General features: G+C 65.1%; 17 protein-coding genes and 3 pseudogenes. 10 read left to right on the top strand and 10 right to left on the bottom strand.

The genetic code is table 11. The features are described 5' to 3' along the window. The first annotated feature begins 7 nt into the window (after positions 1 to 7). The 3 genes from U1703_RS00095 (at position 8) to U1703_RS00085 (ending at position 3,646) form a co-directional block, all read left to right on the top strand. The gene (locus U1703_RS00095; protein WP_332784070.1) at positions 8 to 1,297 is read left to right on the top strand and encodes a sensor domain-containing diguanylate cyclase; all 1,290 of its coding nucleotides are present in this window, start codon (positions 8 to 10) and stop codon (positions 1,295 to 1,297) included. A gap of 32 nt (positions 1,298 to 1,329) precedes the next feature. Continuing rightward, positions 1,330 to 2,448 (top strand): acyl-CoA synthetase, encoded by a 1,119-nt coding sequence (locus U1703_RS00090; protein WP_332784069.1) that lies wholly within the window; start codon positions 1,330 to 1,332, stop codon positions 2,446 to 2,448. 100 nt (positions 2,449 to 2,548) lie between these two features. Continuing rightward, entirely contained in the window at positions 2,549 to 3,646 is a 1,098-nt protein-coding gene (locus tag U1703_RS00085; protein WP_332784068.1) for an alpha/beta fold hydrolase, read from the top strand. Between the two features lie 5 nt (positions 3,647 to 3,651). On the opposite strand, the gene U1703_RS00080 is transcribed toward U1703_RS00085, so the two are convergent. Both U1703_RS00080 and U1703_RS00075 read right to left on the bottom strand, forming a co-directional pair. Continuing rightward, positions 3,652 to 4,587 (bottom strand): AEC family transporter, encoded by a 936-nt coding sequence (locus U1703_RS00080; protein ID WP_332784067.1) that lies wholly within the window; start codon positions 4,585 to 4,587, stop codon positions 3,652 to 3,654. Beyond that, positions 4,584 to 6,086: an FAD/NAD(P)-binding protein gene (locus tag U1703_RS00075; RefSeq protein ID WP_332784066.1), complete on the bottom strand. Its 1,503-nt coding sequence runs from the start codon at positions 6,084 to 6,086 to the stop codon at positions 4,584 to 4,586. The genes U1703_RS00080 and U1703_RS00075 overlap by 4 nt, the downstream gene beginning before the upstream one ends. A 284-nt stretch (positions 6,087 to 6,370) precedes the next feature. On the opposite strand from U1703_RS00075, the gene U1703_RS00070 reads away from it, so the two are divergent. From U1703_RS00070 to U1703_RS00060, 3 genes are all read left to right on the top strand, one after another. Then, a complete protein-coding gene (locus U1703_RS00070; RefSeq protein ID WP_332784065.1) occupies positions 6,371 to 6,856 on the top strand; it encodes a cupin domain-containing protein in 486 nt (161 codons plus the stop codon). Next, complete coding sequence (locus tag U1703_RS00065) at positions 6,853 to 7,794, top strand: SMP-30/gluconolactonase/LRE family protein (RefSeq protein ID WP_332784064.1); 942 nt, start codon at positions 6,853 to 6,855, stop codon at positions 7,792 to 7,794. The genes U1703_RS00070 and U1703_RS00065 overlap by 4 nt, the downstream gene beginning before the upstream one ends. 378 nt (positions 7,795 to 8,172) lie before the next feature. Then, positions 8,173 to 11,136 (top strand): TIM-barrel domain-containing protein, encoded by a 2,964-nt coding sequence (locus U1703_RS00060; protein ID WP_332784063.1) that lies wholly within the window; start codon positions 8,173 to 8,175, stop codon positions 11,134 to 11,136. 8 nt (positions 11,137 to 11,144) lie between these two features. Here the strand turns inward: U1703_RS00060 and U1703_RS18950 are convergent. The 3 genes and pseudogenes from U1703_RS18950 to U1703_RS00050 all read right to left on the bottom strand — a co-directional run. Continuing rightward, positions 11,145 to 11,225: pseudogene (locus U1703_RS18950) on the bottom strand (CorA family divalent cation transporter); the annotation flags it as partial. Positions 11,226 to 11,349: 124 nt separating this feature from the next. Beyond that, positions 11,350 to 11,592, bottom strand: a complete 243-nt coding sequence (locus U1703_RS00055; RefSeq protein ID WP_332784062.1) for a hypothetical protein — start codon at positions 11,590 to 11,592, stop codon at positions 11,350 to 11,352. After that, a complete protein-coding gene (locus U1703_RS00050; protein WP_332784061.1) occupies positions 11,585 to 12,130 on the bottom strand; it encodes a hypothetical protein in 546 nt (181 codons plus the stop codon). The genes U1703_RS00055 and U1703_RS00050 overlap by 8 nt, the downstream gene beginning before the upstream one ends. Before the next feature lie 202 nt (positions 12,131 to 12,332). Between U1703_RS00050 and U1703_RS00045 the strand changes: the two genes are divergently transcribed. Together U1703_RS00045 and U1703_RS18945 are read left to right on the top strand one after the other, a co-directional pair. After that, on the top strand, positions 12,333 to 13,910 hold the full coding sequence (locus U1703_RS00045) for a hypothetical protein (RefSeq protein WP_332784060.1): 1,578 nt from the start codon (positions 12,333 to 12,335) through the stop codon (positions 13,908 to 13,910). An 82-nt stretch (positions 13,911 to 13,992) separates the two neighbouring features. Further along, positions 13,993 to 14,115, top strand: a pseudogene (locus tag U1703_RS18945) (IS630 family transposase); the annotation flags it as partial. 504 nt (positions 14,116 to 14,619) lie between these two features. Here U1703_RS18945 and U1703_RS00035 read toward each other — a convergent pair. The 3 genes and pseudogenes from U1703_RS00035 to U1703_RS00025 all read right to left on the bottom strand — a co-directional run. Next, positions 14,620 to 15,176, bottom strand: a pseudogene (locus U1703_RS00035) (transposase family protein); the annotation flags it as partial. A 198-nt stretch (positions 15,177 to 15,374) separates the two neighbouring features. Then, positions 15,375 to 16,361 carry an alpha/beta hydrolase gene (locus U1703_RS00030; RefSeq protein WP_332784059.1) on the bottom strand — a complete coding sequence of 329 codons (987 nt, stop codon included), beginning with the start codon at positions 16,359 to 16,361 and terminating at the stop codon, positions 15,375 to 15,377. A gap of 181 nt (positions 16,362 to 16,542) precedes the next feature. After that, a complete protein-coding gene (locus U1703_RS00025) occupies positions 16,543 to 17,370 on the bottom strand; it encodes an oxidoreductase (RefSeq protein ID WP_332784058.1) in 828 nt (275 codons plus the stop codon). 106 nt (positions 17,371 to 17,476) lie between these two features. On the opposite strand from U1703_RS00025, the gene U1703_RS00020 reads away from it, so the two are divergent. Next, complete coding sequence (locus tag U1703_RS00020) at positions 17,477 to 18,385, top strand: LysR family transcriptional regulator (protein ID WP_320451219.1); 909 nt, start codon at positions 17,477 to 17,479, stop codon at positions 18,383 to 18,385. On the opposite strand, the gene U1703_RS00015 is transcribed toward U1703_RS00020, so the two are convergent. After that, positions 18,382 to 18,813 carry an Rrf2 family transcriptional regulator gene (locus U1703_RS00015; protein ID WP_332784396.1) on the bottom strand — a complete coding sequence of 144 codons (432 nt, stop codon included), beginning with the start codon at positions 18,811 to 18,813 and terminating at the stop codon, positions 18,382 to 18,384. The genes U1703_RS00020 and U1703_RS00015 overlap by 4 nt on opposite strands. A gap of 87 nt (positions 18,814 to 18,900) precedes the next feature. Between U1703_RS00015 and U1703_RS00010 the strand changes: the two genes are divergently transcribed. Continuing rightward, positions 18,901 to 19,509, top strand: coding sequence for a class I SAM-dependent methyltransferase (locus U1703_RS00010; protein WP_332784057.1), 609 nt, complete (start codon positions 18,901 to 18,903; stop codon positions 19,507 to 19,509). Here U1703_RS00010 and U1703_RS00005 read toward each other — a convergent pair. Further along, positions 19,495 to 19,807 (bottom strand): integrase core domain-containing protein (locus U1703_RS00005; RefSeq protein WP_332784056.1); only part of this gene is annotated, 313 nt, incomplete at its 5' end. The genes U1703_RS00010 and U1703_RS00005 overlap by 15 nt on opposite strands.

Raw genomic sequence — 19,807 nt, 5'->3', positions numbered from 1 at the left:
AGCTCCCGTGAGCGAAAAGTCCAGCGAAGAGCAGCTCCTCGAATTCCTGTACGCATGCCCGGTCGGCCTGATCGAGTGCAATATGGTCGGCGACATCGGCCTGATGAACCCGCACGCGATGCAGCACCTGCTGCCACTGGCGGGCGGGCGCGATGCGGGCAACCTGTTCACCACCCTGGAACAGCATGCCCCCGAACTGCGCAGCCTCGTCGCGGCCTATGCATCCTCGACGGGCCGGATATGCGATGGCCATCGCATCTTCGTCGACCTGGGGCGCGACCGCCGGGCGCAGGTGCCCAAGGTCCTGGCCTGCACCATCGTAAAGCTGGGCCCGGATCGCCTGATGGCCACGCTGTCGGATATCAGCCAACAGGTCGTCCAGGAGGACAGGCTGCGCCAGGCCGACACCTGGTTCGCCACGCTGCTGGACGGCGTCCACGACTATGCCGCGCTGATGATCGGCCCCGATGGAATGATCACCTCGGCCAATACCTGTTTTACCAGGCAGACGGGCCATGCCTGGGACGCGGCGGTCGGGCGGGGCCTTGCCGAGGTTCTGAAGGAAACCGACCAAGGCGGGGACCTTCGCCTGAACGAACAGATCCAGATCGCCGGGCGGGACGGCTGGCACCTTCAGGAGGGGTGGCAGATGCGGGCCGACGGCGAACGCTACTGGTGCCAGCGCCTGGTGGTCGCGCAGTCGGACAAAGCGATGGGTGGCCCGTCCGGCTATTCGGTGGTCCTGCGCAACGTGCCGCGCCGCGAAGGTGCGGCCGAGGATTTGCGCCGCCTCCTCACCTGCGATCATCTGACGGGCGCCGCCAACCGCCGCCATTTCGGCGACGTCATGGAACGCGAGCAGGTGCTGTGGCGCGAATTGCGCCAGTCGCTCTCGCTCGTCGTGGTCGATCTGGATCACTTCAAGGCCGTCAACGATACCTACGGCCATCCGATCGGCGACGCGCTGCTGTGTCGCGTCGTCGAAACCTGCACCGCCCTGCTTCCCCCTCGCGGCATCTTCGCGCGGCTCGGCGGGGAGGAGTTCGGCGCACTGCTGCCACGCTTCGATCGTGATCAGGCCTTCGCCCTGGCGGAAGAAATGCGCGAGGCGATCGCCGCGCTGCAGATCGAAACCCCGCTCGGCATACTGACGGCGACCGCCAGCCTGGGCTGTGCCGCGCTGGACGAAGCCAATGGATCGATCGACGGGCTGATCAAGCTGGCCGACGAACGCCTTTACGCGGCCAAACGCGGTGGCCGGAACCAGGTCTGTCGTCCACAGGCCCATGCTGCGTGACGATCATAGGGCGCCCGGCCTTCCGGCGAATTGTGACCGCCGTGGTCGCGGCCGAAATACGCCGTCTCCGCCACGCGGACCTTCCCAATTCGCCCGACTGGGAAGATACGACGCCGATCGGTGACCAGGGACTGGGGCTGGACTCGCTCGAACGGCTGGGCGCGCTGGGGGGACTGGCGGAGGTGTTCGGCCTGGACGACGCGACCCTGCCCGACCGGCCCGCGCGATACGTCGGCGACTGGGTCGACTGGGTCATGCAAGGCCATCCACCGGGCGGAAGCCGGATCACGATCAAGACATCGGGTTCGACCGGTCCGTCCGTCTCCTGCACCCACCCCCTGTCGGACCTCGTCGACGAAGCAGGATATTTCGCGCAGCGACTGGCCGACCGCCGTCGTATCGTCGCCCTAGTCCCCGCACATCATCTCTATGGACTGATCTGGACCGCGCTGCTGCCCGATGCCCTGGGCGTACCGGTGGTCATGCGCGAGATCGGCACCGCGCTCGACCTCGTGCCCGGCGACCTTGTCGTGGCGGTGCCCGATCAGTGGCAGGCCATCGGCATGCTGACCCGCCAGTTTCCCGGCGATATCATCGGCGTCAGCTCCGCCGCTCCGTTGCAGGACATGCTCGCCGATGCGCTGATCGCCGCAGGGCTTGCCGGATTGTTCGATATCTACGGATCGTCCGAAACCGGGGGGATCGCGATACGCGAGCATCCGGCGACCGAATACGACCTGCTGCCACGCTGGAGCCTGTTGCCAAGCGATGGCGACTGGGAACTGACCGACGGGCGCGGCGCGCGATACGCCCTGCCCGATCATATCGATCGGACGGGCGAACGCCGCATCCGCCCCACGGGGCGGCGTGACGGCGCCGTACAGATCGGGGGGCATAATGTCAGCCTGACCCATGTGGCGGAGACGCTTCGTCGCATCGACGGCGTGGCGGATGCCGCCGTCCGCTTGCATGGGAATGGCCGCCTGAAGGCGTTTGTCGTGCCGGAGGACAGCCGTGATCCCGCCGAACTGGCCAAGGTCATCGAGGAAAGCATGGCCGCGTCGCTGTCCGTCCCGGAAAGGCCACGCAACCTGACGTTCGGCCCTGCCCTGCCGAAGAATACCATGGGCAAGCTTGCCGACTGGACATGATCCACGCCCTTATCTAACTGACGTGGCGATATTCCGGGCAAGCACGGGCCACACGCAAATGCCCGCTTGCGCGCCGGGCGATCCGGCGTGACGATGCGGCATGCTGTCCCTCCTCCCGCTTCTGCTCCTCCAGGCCGCGCCGGTTCAGGTGCCTCCACTGACCCCGGCGAGCAGGCCCGCGCCGTCCGTCTCCAAATGGCCCGCGCGGGATGCGCAGTTCACGATACGCGATTTTCGCTTTCGCTCGGGTGAGACGATGCCGGCGTTGCGCATCAACTATACCATGCTGGGGTCGCCACACCGCAACGCCCGGGGCGAGATCGACAATGCCGTCATGGTGCTGCACGGTACCGGTGGCACCGGTCGGCAGTTCCTGGCGCCGCAGTTCGCAGATGCGCTCTATGGCCCGGGGCAGCCACTCGACATCACGCGCTATTGGATCATTCTTCCCGACGGGATCGGGCATGGCAAGTCGTCCAAGCCGTCCGACGGCCTGCGCATGCGGTTCCCGCATTACGATTATGACGACATGGTCGAGGCGCAATATCGGCTGTTGCATGACGGGCTCGGCATCCGCCGGATGCGCCTGATCATGGGAACCTCCATGGGCTGCATGCACAGCCTGGTCTGGGGTGAGAGCCATCCCGACTTTGCCCGCGCGTTGATGCCGCTGGCGTGCGAGCCGGTCGAGATCGCCGGTCTCAACCGCATGTGGCGCAAGCTGGCGATCGACGGGATCCAGGCGGACCCCGCATGGTCGGGTGGCGACTATCGTTCGCCGCCGAGCCAAGGACTGCGCACCGCCGCCAGCCTGCTCTTTGTCGCAGGGGCCGCCCCGCTTTATTTCCAGTCACAATATCCCCGCCGGGAAGCGGCCGAGGCGTTCGCGCGCGAACGGGTGGCCGCGTCCATAGCGGGAACCGACGCGAACGACCTGATCTACCAGATCGACGCTTCACGAACCTATAATCCATGGCCGCGACTGGAGGCGATCACCGCGCCGACCATGTGGGTGAACTCGGCCGACGATTTCATCAACCCGCGCGGTCTCGATTATCCGCAGCGCGCGGTGAAGCGGATGCAGGACGCCCGCTTCCGCCTGATCCCCGAGACGGCAGACACGCGCGGCCATGGAACGCACACCGCAGCCCGGTTCTGGTCGCAGGACCTGACCGACCTGCTGCGACGCACCGAATAGGCGGGTCAGCCCTGCAAGCCGGCCAGCCCCAGCAGCCCGATCGCCGCCGTCACGAGGATCAGTGCCACCACGCTCGACAGCGCAACCAGGGTGGCGGCCTCCTTCTCGCGCGTGCCGAGCAGCGATGCGAAGAGCGAGACGTTGGCCGCGATGGGGAACAATGCGATCAGACCGACAAGGATCTGTTCGCGCTGGCCCAGCACCCCGACGAACAGCGCTTCGATCGCCAAGGCGGCCGCGACCAGCACCACCGCGCTGACCTGTCGCACGGCCAGGATGCGGACCAGCACCCGTCCGTTTGTCTCACCGGTCTTCACCTTGGCCAGATTGAACCCGATCACCGCCATCCCAAGGATCGAGACGAGGGTCGACACCATGTCGGCCGGTCCGCGCAGCGATTGCGGTGCCTGAACCCCGGACAGCTTCAATATGACGGCCACGACGAACGCGTAGAATAGCGGGATCCGCAAAGCCTTTGACGCGGCCTTGGCACGCCCCTCCTTGGTCCGCGCGACGCGGTAATAGCCGATCGTGTCGCCATAGAGCGCGGTGCCGACGAAGGCGCAGATGATGGTCGACACCGCCGCTTCACCGAACAACGCGCTGGCGACCGGCATGCCGAAGAAGGCGACGTTGAAGAACGAGAAGCTCGCCGACAGAAGCTGCGGATCGAAATCGTCACCGTGTCTCTTCGACAGCCAATGCGCGGGCAGCGCCATCAGCGCGGCGACCACGAACATCATCGGCGGAATGACGGCCAGTTCGGCGGGTTCGGCCCGCAGCACCTTGTCGATGACCAGAAGCGGGATCAGTCCATAGACCAGCAATGCGGAGATCAGCTTCGGCGCCCATGGCAACCACCGCCCCCCGCCCCAGGCGAGCATGATGACACCGAACAGCGGCAGAACCTGGGCCAGAACATCGCCCACGCTTCCGTTCATCGGCTTTCCCCTGCGATCTTGATCAGCATGTCCTGCACCGCCCGCTCGGCGCATTGCACGTTGAACCACACCGCGTTCGTATCGCGCTGTACGCCGTTGACCAGCTGGCCCACCGCGTAGAGGCGGGGCGCTTCGCGGTCATGGGTGATGACCTCACCCGTCTGGCGATGCGCCTCGATCCCGCCCGAGGGGTGCGGATGCAGCCATCGTCGTTCGGCCAGCTGGACGATCAAGTCGTCGGGTATCTCGTCCAGCGTCATCGCGGTGCCCGTCGCATTGACGACGACCGGCGCGCTAACCGTCCGTCCATCGGCGAGGGTGGAGACGAACAGCGGTTTCTCCGCATCGCGCACCGTGTTCGCTACGCCGCCAAGGACCTGCAACTGCCCCCGCTCGGCCGCTTCGGCAAGCCTGCACGCATTCGTCATCGGCATGGTGAAGCGTGCGGTGGCGAAATGCGGGGCAAGCCACCGGGTAAAGCGATCGCGATCGCGCGGCCCCAGCAGGTCCCACATCTCCGATGCCTCGAACCGGGCCGAGGTCAGGATGCGCTGGAAGATCTCGCGGCGGCTGTCGGCCCGGGCTATGTCGATCGGCAGCAGCTCCAGGGCGGATCGCCGCATCCGATCCTCGGCCTGCCAGTCGATCCGCTCGCCTTGCGCCGCCGCCGCTTCGTCGGCTTCCCGGCGGAACAGGCGGAAAAGGTCGACGATCGAAAAGCGCGGTCCCCGCTCGCGGATCAGGCGTCGCATCTCCGACAGCGTGAAATGGACCCTGGGATAGCTATCCTCGGGTGCCGGAATTTCAACCCGCGGCAGCATCCCGTCCTTGGATACGAAATGGATCAGGCCGCGATGATCCTGGTCCATCAGCGTCGCAAAGGTGTCGATCGCGCTCAGGCTGCTGCCCAGGACGATCACGTCCTGCTCCTCGCCGATCCCTTCGCGCAACCGCCGGGCGGGCCAGGGGAAATCGAAATAGCCCGGCTGGTTCTCCAGATCCTCGAACCGGATCGGTTTGGGGGTGCCGATGGCCAATAGCGTATAGTGGCTCTCGACGACGCTTCCGTCCCGCAGGTGAATAAGGGCCGCATCCCGGTTGCCCTCGATCGCGACCGCCTCGCTGCGATGCACGTGCACGGGAACGCCTGCCGCGTCGGCACGGCGATGGGCATCGGCAAGCACTTGGCGGATATATTCGCCATATTCCGCGCGCGGCGCATATTCGACACCGTCCGGGTCAAGCGGCCGACGTTCGGCGAGCCATTCGCGGAAATGGCCCGGCTCGTTCGCATATAGTCCCATCAGCCGCGACTCCGTGTTGAGCAGATGCCCCGGCTGGTCGGTCCCGAACGCCAGTCCGGGCCCCATGTCCTCCTCCCGCGACACGAGGTGCAGTTCGATGCCGGGAATGGGCGCCGCCGCAAGCCGGATGGTCGCTTCGGCAAAGGCGGCGACACCGCATGTCCCCATGCCGATGATGGTGATGGAAAAAGCCATTTTGTCCCCGTGCGCCACAGCGCCAAAGGGTCAGGCGCGATCGCGGACTTAAAGGGCTTCGTGTCAGTCAGCGTTCCGCGCAGCCGGTGTTACGTTTTGTTTCTGAAAGTACTCTGGTGACGGTTGGAAGTGCTGCAACCCTCACCTCGCAAGCGCAACGATAGCCTTGAAAACTCCGACATGTTCCGAGCGAAACCGCATCGCCTTCGCATCGTTGAACGGACGACGCGCGAAAGCCATGCGTGTCCTTCGCGGCGTTTTCCGCAGCCGATCAGGAGACAGGAATGACCGATCTGCCGACCCAGACACCTCTGCCGAATGACGGCAGCGACGCCGACCAGCCCCCGGTCCTGCCGTTCCTACACATGTGGACCCAACTCGACGGCATCAGCCGGATCGACCTGTCCCGCATGACGGGGTTCGGCATGAAGAGCGTGGGCGGCGGAGCCGATCCGCAATGGATGCGCCCCTTCCCCGGTGAGGTCGCCGCGATCAACTTCGCCATCCTGCCGGTCGGCTGGACCGGCGACTGGCATGAAAGTCCCAAGCCGCAATGGGTGATCCCGCTGCGTGGCCGCTGGTTCATCGAGACGATGGACGGCAACCGTGTGGAGATGGGGCCAGGCGATATCCATTTCGGCCAGGACCAGGGCACGACGGACGAAAAGGGGCATCGCTCCGGCCAGATCGGCGACGAACCGTGCCTGCAGATCATGATCCAGTTCGCTACCTCGCCCGCCGCGCAGACGCGCGATCCGTTCGGGGCATGACCGACGCGACGATGCAGCCCGCACTGTTGACCCCGGCACGGCTGCGCCAACCCGGCCCGCCCGCGCCGACCGACATGCCCCCGCCCCGCATCCACCGTGATGAAGCGCGCGCGGTGCTGGGCGGGGCCATCCTCGTCACGCTGTACGATCAGGCGAGCTGGAGCGAGGGGCCGATATGGTGGCCGCGCGAGGCGAACCTGGTATGGAGCGATATCGTCGGCCGCCGCGTGCTCGGCTGGCGCGAGGACGGGGCGGTGGACGTGCTGCTCGACGCGACCCCGTTCACCAACGGCAACGCCGTGCTGCCCGACGGCACGCTGGTGCATTGCGAACATGGTCGTCGGGCGATCAGTCGGTCCGACGGGACCGGCGTCGCGACCGTGATCGCTCGCCACGCGGAGGGGACATGCCTGAATGCGCCTAACGACCTGATCGTCGCCGCCGATGGCGCGATCTGGTTCAGCGACCCGACCTTCGGCCTGGAAAATCCCAAACAGGGCGTGCCCGGCCACAGCGAAAGCGGGCGGACCGCGATATGCCGGATCGGCACCGACGGCGCGGCAAGGCGAATGGTCGACATGGCCCAGCCCAACGGTTTGGCCTTCTCACCGGACGGCCGCATCCTCTACGCATCGCAAACGCCCGAACATGGCGAAGGCGAGGTCGCGATCTTCGCCTTCGACTGGGATGGCGAGGCGCTGTCCAACCGCCGCCGCTTCGCCACGGTGGCCGAGGGGATTCCAGACGGTTTCACGGTCGACCGGCGCGGTTGGCTATGGAGCAGTTCGAGTGCGGGGGTGGAGATCTTCGACGACGCCGGACGCCATCTCGCCACCGTGCCGACACCGGGGCTGTGCAGCAACTGTACGTTCGACGCCGATCAGAGGCGGTTGTTCGTCACCGGCGGGTCCTGCCTGTGGATGCTATCGCTGCCCTGAATGCGCACAGCCATGGCGACGCCATGGAATGAAGCCGGTCGCGATCGTGGAGCATCAACGCGGCCCGTGTGACGCGCGAGATCGACGGTTTCGCTCTGTAACAGGCTGCCCTGCTGGAGGTCTTGACCGCGAGGGCGCTGAGCGGTGCACCACGTGCTGTCTAGGCCGGTGTCCCGCAGAGCTTTGCGCACCTCACCGGACATAGGGGCGAGAGAAAAACGCGCCAGATCAGCCGAGCGTCACATCCCCTCTTGCGCCTGAGGACGGATACGATATCACCTGTGTTAAGTCCGACAAAAGGTCGAGTGATCCGGTGGTTTGGAAAACCGGCCTGTCGGATCGGCAACGGATCAGAGGGCGGTCACGGGAGAGACGAATATGCGGCATGGGCTATATCGGACGGCGTTGTTCATCGGCGTAGGCATGGCGGGGCTTACGGCAAACGTACCAGCCGTCGCTCAGGTGGGCGCGGCTCAGGCACCGGCCCCTGCCCCGTTACTGCCGACCGCGCTGGACGAACACGGACAGCCGATAGCGGTCGGCGCCGTGCCGGCTCAGGGCTTTGCCTATACCCGGCTGCGCAACGGCGTGCAGGTCCGCGTGAACGGGGTATCGAAGACCATCCTGTTCTACGGTCCGTCGACCGTGCGCGTGAACGCCAATCTGGGCCGCAATCACTGGACCGCCAAGAGCATCGTCGTCGTCGCGCCCCCGGCCGATATCGACTTCACCCTCGCCGATGACGCCGGGACGCTGACCATCGCCAGCGCCCGGCTCCGCGTGGCGATCGACAAGGCGACCGGCGCTGTCCGCTTCCTCGACGCGGCCGGTCGGCTGTACACGAGCGAGGACCCTGCCGCCCCGCAGAGCATCAAGCCGATCACCAGCGCCAAGGATCCCAGCTACGAGGTCGAGAACCGTTTCCGCCTGGCCCCGGACGAGGCGATCTATGGTTTCGGCTTCACCGACGACGGGGCGATCAACCGGCGCGGCACCGAACTGAACCTCGTCCAGACCAATATCGGCATCATCATCCCGGTCATGGTGTCGAACCGCCGTTACGGGGTGATGTGGGATACCTATTCCCACATGCGCTTTGCCGACGATGCCCGCGGCACGCGGCTCTGGGCGGAGGATGCGCCGGGCGGGGTCGATTATTACTTCATGGGCGCCGACACGATGGACGGCGTGGTCCAGGCCTATCGCAAGCTGACCGGCGATGCCCCCATGTATCCCAAGCAGGCCTTCGGCCTGTTCATGAGCAAGGAGCGTTACACGACGCAGGCCCGCCTGGTCGAGGTGGCGGAGACGTTCCGGCGCGAGCGCTTCCCGCTCGATTACATCGTTCAGGACTGGCAATATTGGGGTGGCAACGACGGCAGCTGGAGCGGGATGACGTGGGACAAGACCCGCTTTCCCGATCCGGTCGGCGCGATCCGCCGCATCCACGACCTGCACATGAAGCTGATGGTGTCGATCTGGCCTTCGGTTGGCAACGATACCGCGCTGGGCAAGGAACTGGACCAGCACGGCCTGCGCTTCGCACCGCTGCACTGGATTTCGAAAAAGGCGCGGATCTATGACGCGTTCAGCCCGCTGGGGCGGCAAATCTACTTCAAATATGCCAAATCCGGGCTGCTCGACAAAGGCGTCGACGCGCTGTGGATGGACGGGACCGAGGTCGAGGTCAGCACCGCGATGCACGACGCCAAGGCGGCGGTCGACGACATCAAGTCGCTGGGCCGCAACGCCATGGGCGACTTTTCGCGCTACCTGAACGCCTATACGCTGATGACGACGCTGGGGACCTATGAGGGGCAGCGGGCGACGAGCGACAAGCGGGCGCTGACCCTGACCCGATCGGCCTGGGCGGGGGCACAGCGGACCGCCGCGACATCCTGGTCGGGCGATACACAGGCGAGCTGGGAAACGCTGCGCCATCAGATCGCGGGCGGGGTGAACGTCACCGTCACCGGCAACCCCTATTGGACGCAGGATACCGGCGGCTTCTTCGTCAGCGGTTATAATGGCGGTGCCCGAAATCCCGCCTATCGCGAATTGTTCGCGCGCTGGTTCCAATATGCGACGTTCAACCCGCTGATGCGCGTGCACGGCACCGACATCGAGCGCGAGCCCTATATCTTCAAGACGATCGACCCGCAGGTCTATTCCTCGCTGCTGGGCGCGACGAACCTGCGCTATCGCCTGCTGCCCTATATCTACGGGATGGGATGGCAGGTGACCTCGGGCGGCTATACGATGATGCGCCCGCTGGCGATGGACTTCCCCGACGATGCGCGGGTGCACGGCATCAAGGACGCCTTCATGTTCGGCGGGTCGCTGCTGGTCCATCCGGTCACGCGGGCGATGTACCATGTCGAACCGGAACCCGCCGCGACGGTGCCTGCCTCCGTACTGTCGACGATGGACGGCAAGCCGGGGCTGGCAGGCCAGTATTTCCAGGGCCGCAATTTTGACAAGCCCGCCGGTCGCGTCGTCGACACGATCATCGACAAGAGCTGGCCCGAGCCCCCGCTCCAGCCGCTGCCGCCCGGCCTGACCGGCCTGAGTGATTTCTCCGCGCGGTGGGAGGGTATGCTGGAGGCGCCCGAGGACGGCGAATATGAACTCGGCCTGCAGGGCGACGACGGCGTGCGGCTGTTCGTCGACGGTCGCAAGCTGGTCGACGACTGGACGGGTGGCGCGTCGCGGTATCGCGGTGCGAAGGTGACGCTGCGCAAGGGCCAGCGAGTGCCGATCCGTATCGAATATTATCAGGGCGACGGCCAGCGCGACCTGCGCTTTGCATGGCGGCGGCCCGACGAACTGGCCCGCGTGACCGCCCGCGCCAGCGAGCGGCCGCAGCTGGCGGTGCAGACCTATCTGCCCGCAGGCGGCGACTGGTATGATTTCTGGACCAACGCTCGACTGGCGGGCGGCCGGGACGTGTCGCGTGACGTCCCCCTCGACATCATGCCGCTCTATGTCCGCGCGGGTACGATCCTGCCGATGGGGCCGGTGCAGCAATATGCGACCGAAAAACCCGAAGCGCCGTATGAAATCCGCGTCTATCCCGGCGCGAACGGCCGCTTCACCCTTTATGAGGACGACAACGAAACCTATGCCTATGAGCGGGGCCAGCGCGCGACCTACGAGCTGGCATGGGACGATGCCCGTCGCACCCTGACCATCGGCGCACGCACCGGCAGGTTCCCCGGCATGGTGCCGACCCGGCAACTGAACATCGTCGTCGTGAAGCCCGGCACGGAGGGCGGCGTCGCAGAGCGGCCCGCGACGAGGACGGTGACCTATACCGGCAAGGCGATGCGGCTGACGTTCTGAAAACCGCACCCCCCCCCACCTTGCGGAACCGCCAGTATCGCAGCCCAGGCGGCGAGCTGGCGGGTGATCGCACCAGCTCGCTGCTCTTCACTCGAGCACCGAGGACGGCAGGTCGCGCAGCGCGCTCGCCACCCTTCAGTGGCTTCTCCCGTCGCCAGAGGATTCAACTGGTATACCGCTGAAGAGTTTCGATCTCTTCGGCGTACGGGTCGGTCAGGCCGATCCAGACGAACTTGGACCGGTCGGAGGAGTGACGGGCGCGAACAGCCGCCCGCCATGGATCAGCAGCAGCACCCCGGTGCCCGCAAGAATGAAGGTCAACAGCGCCAGGCCGAACTCCGCAACCTGTGCCGGGCCGTGGCGCGCTGCTTCATAGACCGTGCGGTGGACCAGCGTCGAACCCACCGACCCGGCCAGGAGGACAACGCCCCAGAAACGCGGCGGCAGTCTAGCCACGCGCGGTGCCCGCCCGCGAGGCATGCCCCGCCAAGCCGAGGCTCAGTCGCCCGTCGATCCGGCGCGGGCTGCCCGCCGAGGTGGCGACCGTCACGGAGGACCAGCCGCGCCGTTCCGCCTCGGCGAAACGCTGCGCCGCCTGCGCCGAGGCGAAGCGACCGAGCACTCCGCCCACGCTGTCGCTTACGGTCCAGTCGCCATCGACATCGCGACCGACGACCAGCATGACCGGTTCCGGCATATCCATTGCGGGTACAGTCTCCGATTGTGGGAAATGGCTGGCGACGGCGCGGTGCTGCCACCGCGTTCCGACCTCGACCTCGTCGAACAGATGACGCCCCAGCAAGGCGAGCGCGCTGCCGCTGCTTCCCGCCATGAAGCCGATCGTGGCCAGCCCGTAAGCCAGGATACCCGCCGACGGCGACACCGGATGCAGCGCGAACAGCCGCGCGAACGCCACATAGCTCAGGGAGCCAAGAAGAAGTCCCGTGGCGCGCAGACCGACGTCGGCGCGCCGCGACCGATGCCACGCCGCCATGCCATAATCCTTGTTACGGCCCTCCAGCTATCGACCGCGGCATAGCAATTCGAGATCGATTTCCGGCAATGACATAGTGTTGGCATAGTGCAGCGGGATTTACGGCGGACATGCCCCATCTTTGGCTGGCGGCCAGCGCCACGGCATGTCACATCGGTGATCGGGGCGAAGGGGACCGGACAGGTCCAGAAGGGGGAATGGCATGGTGTATCGGGCGTCGGCGATGGTGTTGCTGCTGGCGATGGCGGCTCCGGGTGCGGCGCAGTTGGCCGATCCGCTCGCGATGACGACCGATGCCGGAGACCAGGCGGTCATGGCCGAAGCGGCATCCGCCATATCGAGCCGAACGCCCGATCTGGCGCGACTGAACATGGTCCTCGCCAAGCTGCCGCGCCCGACGCCTTTGCGCGGCATGGTGCAGACCGTCCGCGCCGGTGTGCTGGCCAATCAGAAGGATGCGGGACCGGCGGTGGCCGCGATCGAGGAGGCACTGCGCCTGCTGCCCGACGATCCGCGCCCCAAACTGGTAGCCGCCGGCATCTTCACCTTTTCCGGTTCGCCGCAGCGTGCGGCGGATTTGTGGATTGAGGTCAGCCGTGTGGCCCCTGATTATGCGCGGATGACCGATCGCTACATGATCATGGCGCTGGCGGGGCGTCTGGTGGACATTGGCGACCGGGTGCGCGCGGACCGGCTCAACGCCCGATTGGCCGAGATCGGCTTCAGCACCGGCGTAGCGCCCGACCGGTCGCACGCCGCGCTGGCCCGAACGCGCGAAGCATGGCGCGACCAGCGCACGGAAGACGCGGCGGCATCCGTGTCGGCCATCGGGGACCCCAACGACCTGCTGACCATCTATATCGATCGGGGTTATGCGGACCTGTGGCCGCGCATCGCCGACTGGGCAGGCCCCGATCTGACCGGCCAGAGCCGCCGTTATCTGGAGGAATTGCGCGCCGACTGGCAAACGGCCGACAGCTTCGAGACGGCCGCCCCCTATGCCCGGCAGCTGGCGAGCATGCAGGCGTACAAGGCGATCACGACGCTCTTCCTGCCGATGTTCGACCGGGTACGCCCCGATCCCGATGCGGAGCAACAGGAGGGTGCCGAGTTCCTTGCCCCGATCGTCGCGCGCGCCCTGCTATTACAGGGCCGTGAAGCCGAAGCGCGCGGGCTGTTGGCGAAGGTGGCCGCCGCGATGCCCGCCGACGACCAGGGCAATGCGCTGAACATTGACGGAGCCTATCTGACGCTGGCATCGCTCCAGACCGATTGGCCCGAGGTCGTGAAGCGGGCGGACCTGTTCCTGGCCAGAGCCAAGAGCCTTGGGCCCAGCGTCAATCGATCGGCGACATTGCAGGTCGAGGCGTGGCGGGCCTGCGCCCTGCACCGGCTCGGCCGCAAGGACGCGGCACAGCGGGCGGCGGCCAATGTCTTTTTGACCGAGGCCCTGATGCCCGGCACGGCGATGGACCTTTATCTTTGCCGCGGCGACAGCGCGGGCGCACGCGCGCTGGTCGTGTCGCGGCTGGCCGATCTGTCCAGCCGCGACTGGGCGCTGCGCTTCGTGCAGCCGGTGAGCGCGGACTTGGTCGTCACGCCACTCGACCGGTTGATCAAACCGGTCGAGCAGGCGGTTCGCAGCGCACCTGATGTGATCGCAGCAGCGAACAAGGTCGGTCGCATCCTGCCTCAACCGCTCAACCGAGGTATTCCAGAAGGCTTCGATCCCTTCCGGACGCGCCCCAGCGACAAGCCGCTAGGGCCCGGTTCGGTCTGACCCTGCGCCGCGCCGTTATTCTTTCGGGCATGAGGTCATAGGCCGGACGCCAACAATATGCGAGATGAGATGAGTTGTCTTCGCGAGTCTTCTCTATCTCCTGCCGTCGAGCCCAGACTTCAACCCGATCGAACAGCCCTTCGCAAAGCTGAACACTCATCCACGCAACGCAGCCGAGCGCGCGAGTCGTTGCCTCTGGAACGCTACTGGGGGCATCCTCGACCTCTGCTCACCAGCTGATTGGTGCCTGCGCACTATGCTGGAAGACCCTGCGGTACGGGATCAAGCCGCCAGGGCACGCCGGATGGCCCAGAGGCTGAGGTGGTTGCGAGTGTGGCATCGCTGATGGGGTATTGCCCAAACGCCGACGCCGCCCTGGAGGGCGGCGTATGGTATATGTGGCGTAATGGTTGCGGGGGCAGGATGATTTCGCACCCACGGCGTACCTCAACAAGTTGGATTTGCTCGCGATTTCGAAAGGCGGGCCGTAAGCACCCCCGCGAGTACCCCCACCTGAATGCTAACGCGTTAACGTGACAGAAATGTGCGATGAGACGTGGCAGCCCATCGCATATCGCGGGATAGTCGGCGGCCGGTTACGACGCGTAAGAGACCCACTTGCAGACGCTCAACGCGCCCGAGTCCAGCCCTACAATCGGACATCCATTCATCTCGGCTTGAGCAGCGACCTCCGGTGGCGGTGCTCCCATACGGCTTTCAGCAGGTGTTCGAGGAACTCCCACGCTGTCCGGCGATCGGCCTTGTCGACCAGTTGCGTGACGGCGAACTTGCTTGTGCGGTCGATGCCAACAAACAGGTATAGCTTGCCTTCGGCGGTCTGGACCTCGGCGATATCGATGTGGAAGAAGCCGATCGGATAACGCTTGAAGCGCTGCCGCTTCGGTTTGTCGCCTTCGATGTCGGGCAGGCGGGAGATGCCATACGCTGCAGGCAACGATGCAACGCTGACCGCGTCAGGTGCGGCATCGGCGGCTGCAACGCATAGAGACAGTCGTCGAGCGGCAGCAGCGTGTGGCGCCGGAACGCTACAACCATCGCCTCCTCCGCCTCGGACAAGGTCGTTGAATGAGGGGCCTTTGGCCCGGTCTTCAGGTCCTCAACGGTTGCTCGCTTGCGCCATTTCGCGACCGTCTTCGGGTTCATCGCCAGCTCACGGCTCAGCGTCGAGAGCGAAGCTTGCGATCGCTGTATTGCTGCTCGGACGGCGTGCGCGGTCGTGGCGCATCCATGACGTACTTGTCCCATACAGCCTTCTTCCATTCCAACGAAAGGATCGCACCATCAAACCGTGGGATCAAACACCTAGCCGGGTCTGAAGGCGCCGATGCGGTGAAAATCTGCGACAAATGGTCCAAGCATCGGCGGCTCGACTATGAGGCTGCAAGTCGCATCGAGACTGAATGCATCAATGTTTTCACTGGGGTACAATTGCGGGAGAGTACGTCACTGCCAGCGAGCTTTAACGAACCGGGCTATCTCGGCCGCCAAGTCGTCGTCCTCCGGGGTGTTCCCTTGAAATCCTCCGTGCGGCATCCCTTCAAAGACATGCAGTTCGGCATCCACATCCGCTTGGCGCAGTGCACGGTGCATCCGTACAGCGTTGGACAGGAAGAGGTCTCGCGTGCCGGATTGAAGGAAGGCCGGCGGCAGGCCTTTTAAATCTCCGAACAATGGCGAGAGATAAGGATGCGACAGGTCTGCCCCACCGGCATACAGCGCGTTGTTCCGCATCAATGATCCGGGCAGCACGACATCCACCATCTGATTAACCTGAAAACTGTCGCCGGACTCGGTCAGATCGACCTCTGGAGACAGGAGAACCATGCCGGCGGGCATGGGCAGCCCTTCGTCCTTCGCGCGCAGGAGCATCGCGACAGCAAGGTTGCCGCCCGCCGATCGCCCGCCCACGACGATGCGCGATGGTGCGTGCCGTTCCAGCACGTAGCGATACGCCGCCATCGCGTCATCCAATGCCGCCGGATAGGGATGCTCGGGCGGCATCCTGTAATCGACGCCGTAGCTGAGCGCCCCAAGCCGATCCGCCTGCATTCGCGCCTGCACGCGACACGCCTCGCCGCCACCAAACACGAACGCTCCGCCATGGAAATCCACATAGGCGCCATCCGGCACCGATATGGTCTCGGGCGTCGCGACATGGATCGTGGTCTCGCCGATGCGAAGCGTCTCAGCGCTGGCACGCAACGTACCGGCCAGCCCTTTCACTGCAGCCGCATAATGCCCGTCCGCTGCCGCCTTGATCTTCATCCAGCCCGCATGATCGTCCGGCGGTGGCATCAAGTAGAGCGCGTTGATCGGGACGCCATCGTCATTCACCAGTCGTTCGAGACTGGCGCGAGCTTCCTGGCTTATCGATGAGGGAAACGGTATCAAACGGCCCTGGACCATGATGCCGCTCTTCTGGCCGGTCATGTCGTTGCGCTCCTCATGACGCGCGCTGGATCGCAGCTGCGCCGCAAGCGATGCTGACAGGGCCCAAGCATTGCGTCAAAGCGCCCCCTCCCCTATTCCCGCAAACGGACCTTGAGCGGGTTGGTCTTGCACCGCTGGGTTGCGCCGTCGTTTAAGGTGATAGCTGCTCAGGCCCAGCCGCTCAGGCATCTTCCTCATAATCGGTCGAACGCGTTACGCTTTCCCAGCGATTCATCTCGTCGATCACCACGTCGAGCTTCTCTCGGGCACGTCGCAGCGCGTCTCTCCCAAGCAGCAGATGAAGCGGCGGATTGGGCGTGTCGACCAATTCGAGGATCGCCGCAGCCGCCTTGTCCGGATCGCCGATCTGGCGCCCGGCCATCGCGTCAAGCCGTGCGATTCCGGTCCCGACGCTTTCGGCATACTGCTCGCTGCCCTGACTGCGGCGGATCGAATGATCGCTGAGAAAGTCGGTGCGAAAGGCACCGGGTGCGATGGCCGTGGCCTTGAGACCGAAAGGCGCGACTTCCTGGGCTAGGCTCTGTGTTAGGCCTTCGAGCGCGGATTTGGTCGCCGAATAGAGGCCGGATGATCCCGCCGGCGCACGGCCTGCGATCGAGGTGATGTTCAGGATGTGACCGCTGCCCTGCCGCCGCAAGACGGGAAGCGCGGCGCGGATGATGGCAAAGGGTGCAAAGACGTTGACCGCGAACAGCCGTTGAAACTCGGCGTCCGTCGCTTCCTCGATCGCCCCGAGCAGGCCATAGCCGGCGTTGTTGACCAGCACGTCGATGTGGCCAACCTTGTCGAACGCCGCACTTACAGCCGGTGCGATCGCCGCCGCATCGGTAAGATCGACGGTCAGGACATGCAGCGTACCATGACCCACTTCCAAATCCGGCGCAGCCTCGCGCACCGTGCCGACGACGGTGTCGCCCCGGGCGAGCGCTGCCTGCGCGAGCGCCTTGCCGAGGCCGCGGGAAATACCCGTGATGAACCATGTCTTCATAGCTGTTCTCCTTCACCGCCAGATGTAGCGCTTCACTCCAAGCGGATAATCGACCATTTGCCACCCAGGCTTGTAAGGTCAGCTTCACAATGCTGAGATGCCCCCTATGATCCATCCTAGCGAGTTCGGTGCCTTGCGCGCCTTTGCAGCCGTCGCCGAGCAACGGAGTTTCAGCCGGGCGGCCGAGCAGTTGGGGGTATCGTCCTCGGCGCTGAGCCAGTTGATCCGCGGCCTGGAGGAGCGGCTAGGCATCCGCCTGCTCCATCGCACCACCCGCAGCGTGTCGTTGACCGAGGCTGGCGCCGCGCTGCTCGGTGATATCGCACCCGCGATCGACAGCCTGACGGGCGCCCTGGAGCAGGCGCGTACTGCCGCGAAGCTGCCGGCCGGTACAGTCCGCCTGCACTGCTTCCATGCTGCCGCAGACAGGTTCGTGGTGCCGATCCTGCCGAGGCTGGCGCGCGCATTCCCCGACATCACGCTCGATCTCACGATTGATGACACGGGCGTCGACATCGTCGGCAGCGGCTATGATGCCGCAATCCGTATCGGCGAGGTGATCGAACGCGACATGGTCGCACTTCGGCTAGGCGAGGATATTCGCCAGCTGGCTGTCGCCGCGCCCGCATACTTGGCCGAGCACGGCGTTCCGCAAACGCCAAAGGATCTGCTCCAGCATCGTTGCATCCGCTGGCGCTGGCCGGGGCAGCCCGGCCCCTATGCATGGGAGTTTTTCGAGAAGGGCCACTGGTTCTCGGTGGCGGTCGAAGGGCCGTTGATCACCAGCAGCCGCGCCGTGATGGTGGACGCCGCGCTTGCTGGCATCGGGATCGCCTTCCTTAAGGAGGAGTCTGTCGTCAACGCTTTTGCGCAAGGTGCCCTCGTTCCGCTGCTGGCGGAGTGGTCGGTTCCCTTTCCCGGCTATTATTTGTGTTACCCCCAGCAACGGCAGATGGCACCGGCCCTGCGCGCGGTAATCGATATGATCAGATCGGGTGAGGATGCGGCTTTCTAGCTAGCCGCATCGCAGTGTGCGTCGAAATCGCGCGCCAGTTCGGCCAGGCTGACGGAATCGAGGCGCGCCACCAGCAGCGCCTCGGCGTCACGGAGCACACCCTCCAGCGCAGTATTAACGGCTTTCTCGACAGCGCAGTCGGCATTGGCGTTCTCATGGCCGATAGCGAACAGGCGGGGTCCGCCAACCGCGCGGTGTACGTCCAGCAACGAAACGTTCTGCAAGGGCTGCGCGATCACCCAGCCGCCGCCATGGCCCTTTTCCGACCGCACATACCCTGCATCCCGAAGACCAGCCATCGTGCGCCGTACCACGACCGGGTTGGTACCCAGCATGCGGGCGAGCGCCTCGGAGGTCATTGGTCCCTCATGCCGCGCCATGTGGAGCAGCACATGGAGCATTCGCGAAAGGCGGCTGTCGTTACGCACGATGAGATCCTTCACGGCGCCATCGAGATTGGCAAGGGCTCAGTATCACGATACTTATAATGTTACGTGATTCGCGGAGCGTCGATTATGTCTGCCTATGAAAACCCAGATCATTGGGACACAGCCGCCCTGCATTATGAGAAGACGGCGCATCCATTCACGTCGCTTTATGCCGAGGCGGCACTCGCAAAGGTCGCTCTGACATCGGGAAGCCACGTGCTGGACGTGGCGGCCGGGACTGGCGCGCTGACGTTGGCAGCGGCGCGTACCGGCGCATGCGTGCTTGCGACCGACTTTTCCCCCGGCATGGTGGCACGCATCGCTGCTGCGAACCTGCCCAATGTCGAAGCATGCATCATGGATGGACAGGCCCTGACTCTGGAAGACGGCCGTTTTGATGCGGTCTTCTCGATCTTCGGAGTCATCATGTTTCCTGACTGGCGCAAGGGTCTATCGGAAATGGCACGAGTAACGCGGCCGGGTGGCCACGGCGTGATCACGACTTGGCAGGATGGCGGGGCGGCAACCTTTCTCCTGCTCGGCCAGATCCGTCGCAAGCTGTTTCCCGGGCGCGACGGCATGACCATGCCGAATGCCGTCAAGGCGTTGAGCGACCCGAGCGATTTTGCCCGCGAACTCATCGCCGCGGGATATCAGGATCCCCTGACCTGCTCCCCATTTTCAGGCCACCGATAAGTTAGCTTCGGTGTCCTCATGCCCGTGGCGCGGGCGGTTGGTGAAGTCGGCGGGTGCCATGCCGCCGAGGCTGCTGTGCGGACGCACGGTGTTGTAGTCCGTCCGCCATGCTTCGATGATCCGTCTTGCCGCAGCCAGCGAGGGGAACAGGTGCTCGTTCAGGCATTCGTCGCGCAAGCGCCCATTGAACGATTCTACGAAGCCGTTCTGCTGCGGCTTGCCGGGCGCAATGTAATGCCACTCGACGCCGGTGTCCTGGCACCAGGCGAGCACGGCATGACTGGTCAGTTCGGTGCCG

The organism is Sphingomonas flavida (assembly GCF_036663655.1).
Classification (GTDB): domain Bacteria; phylum Pseudomonadota; class Alphaproteobacteria; order Sphingomonadales; family Sphingomonadaceae; genus Sphingomonas.
This window is presented reverse-complemented; position numbering and strand designations above follow the sequence as displayed.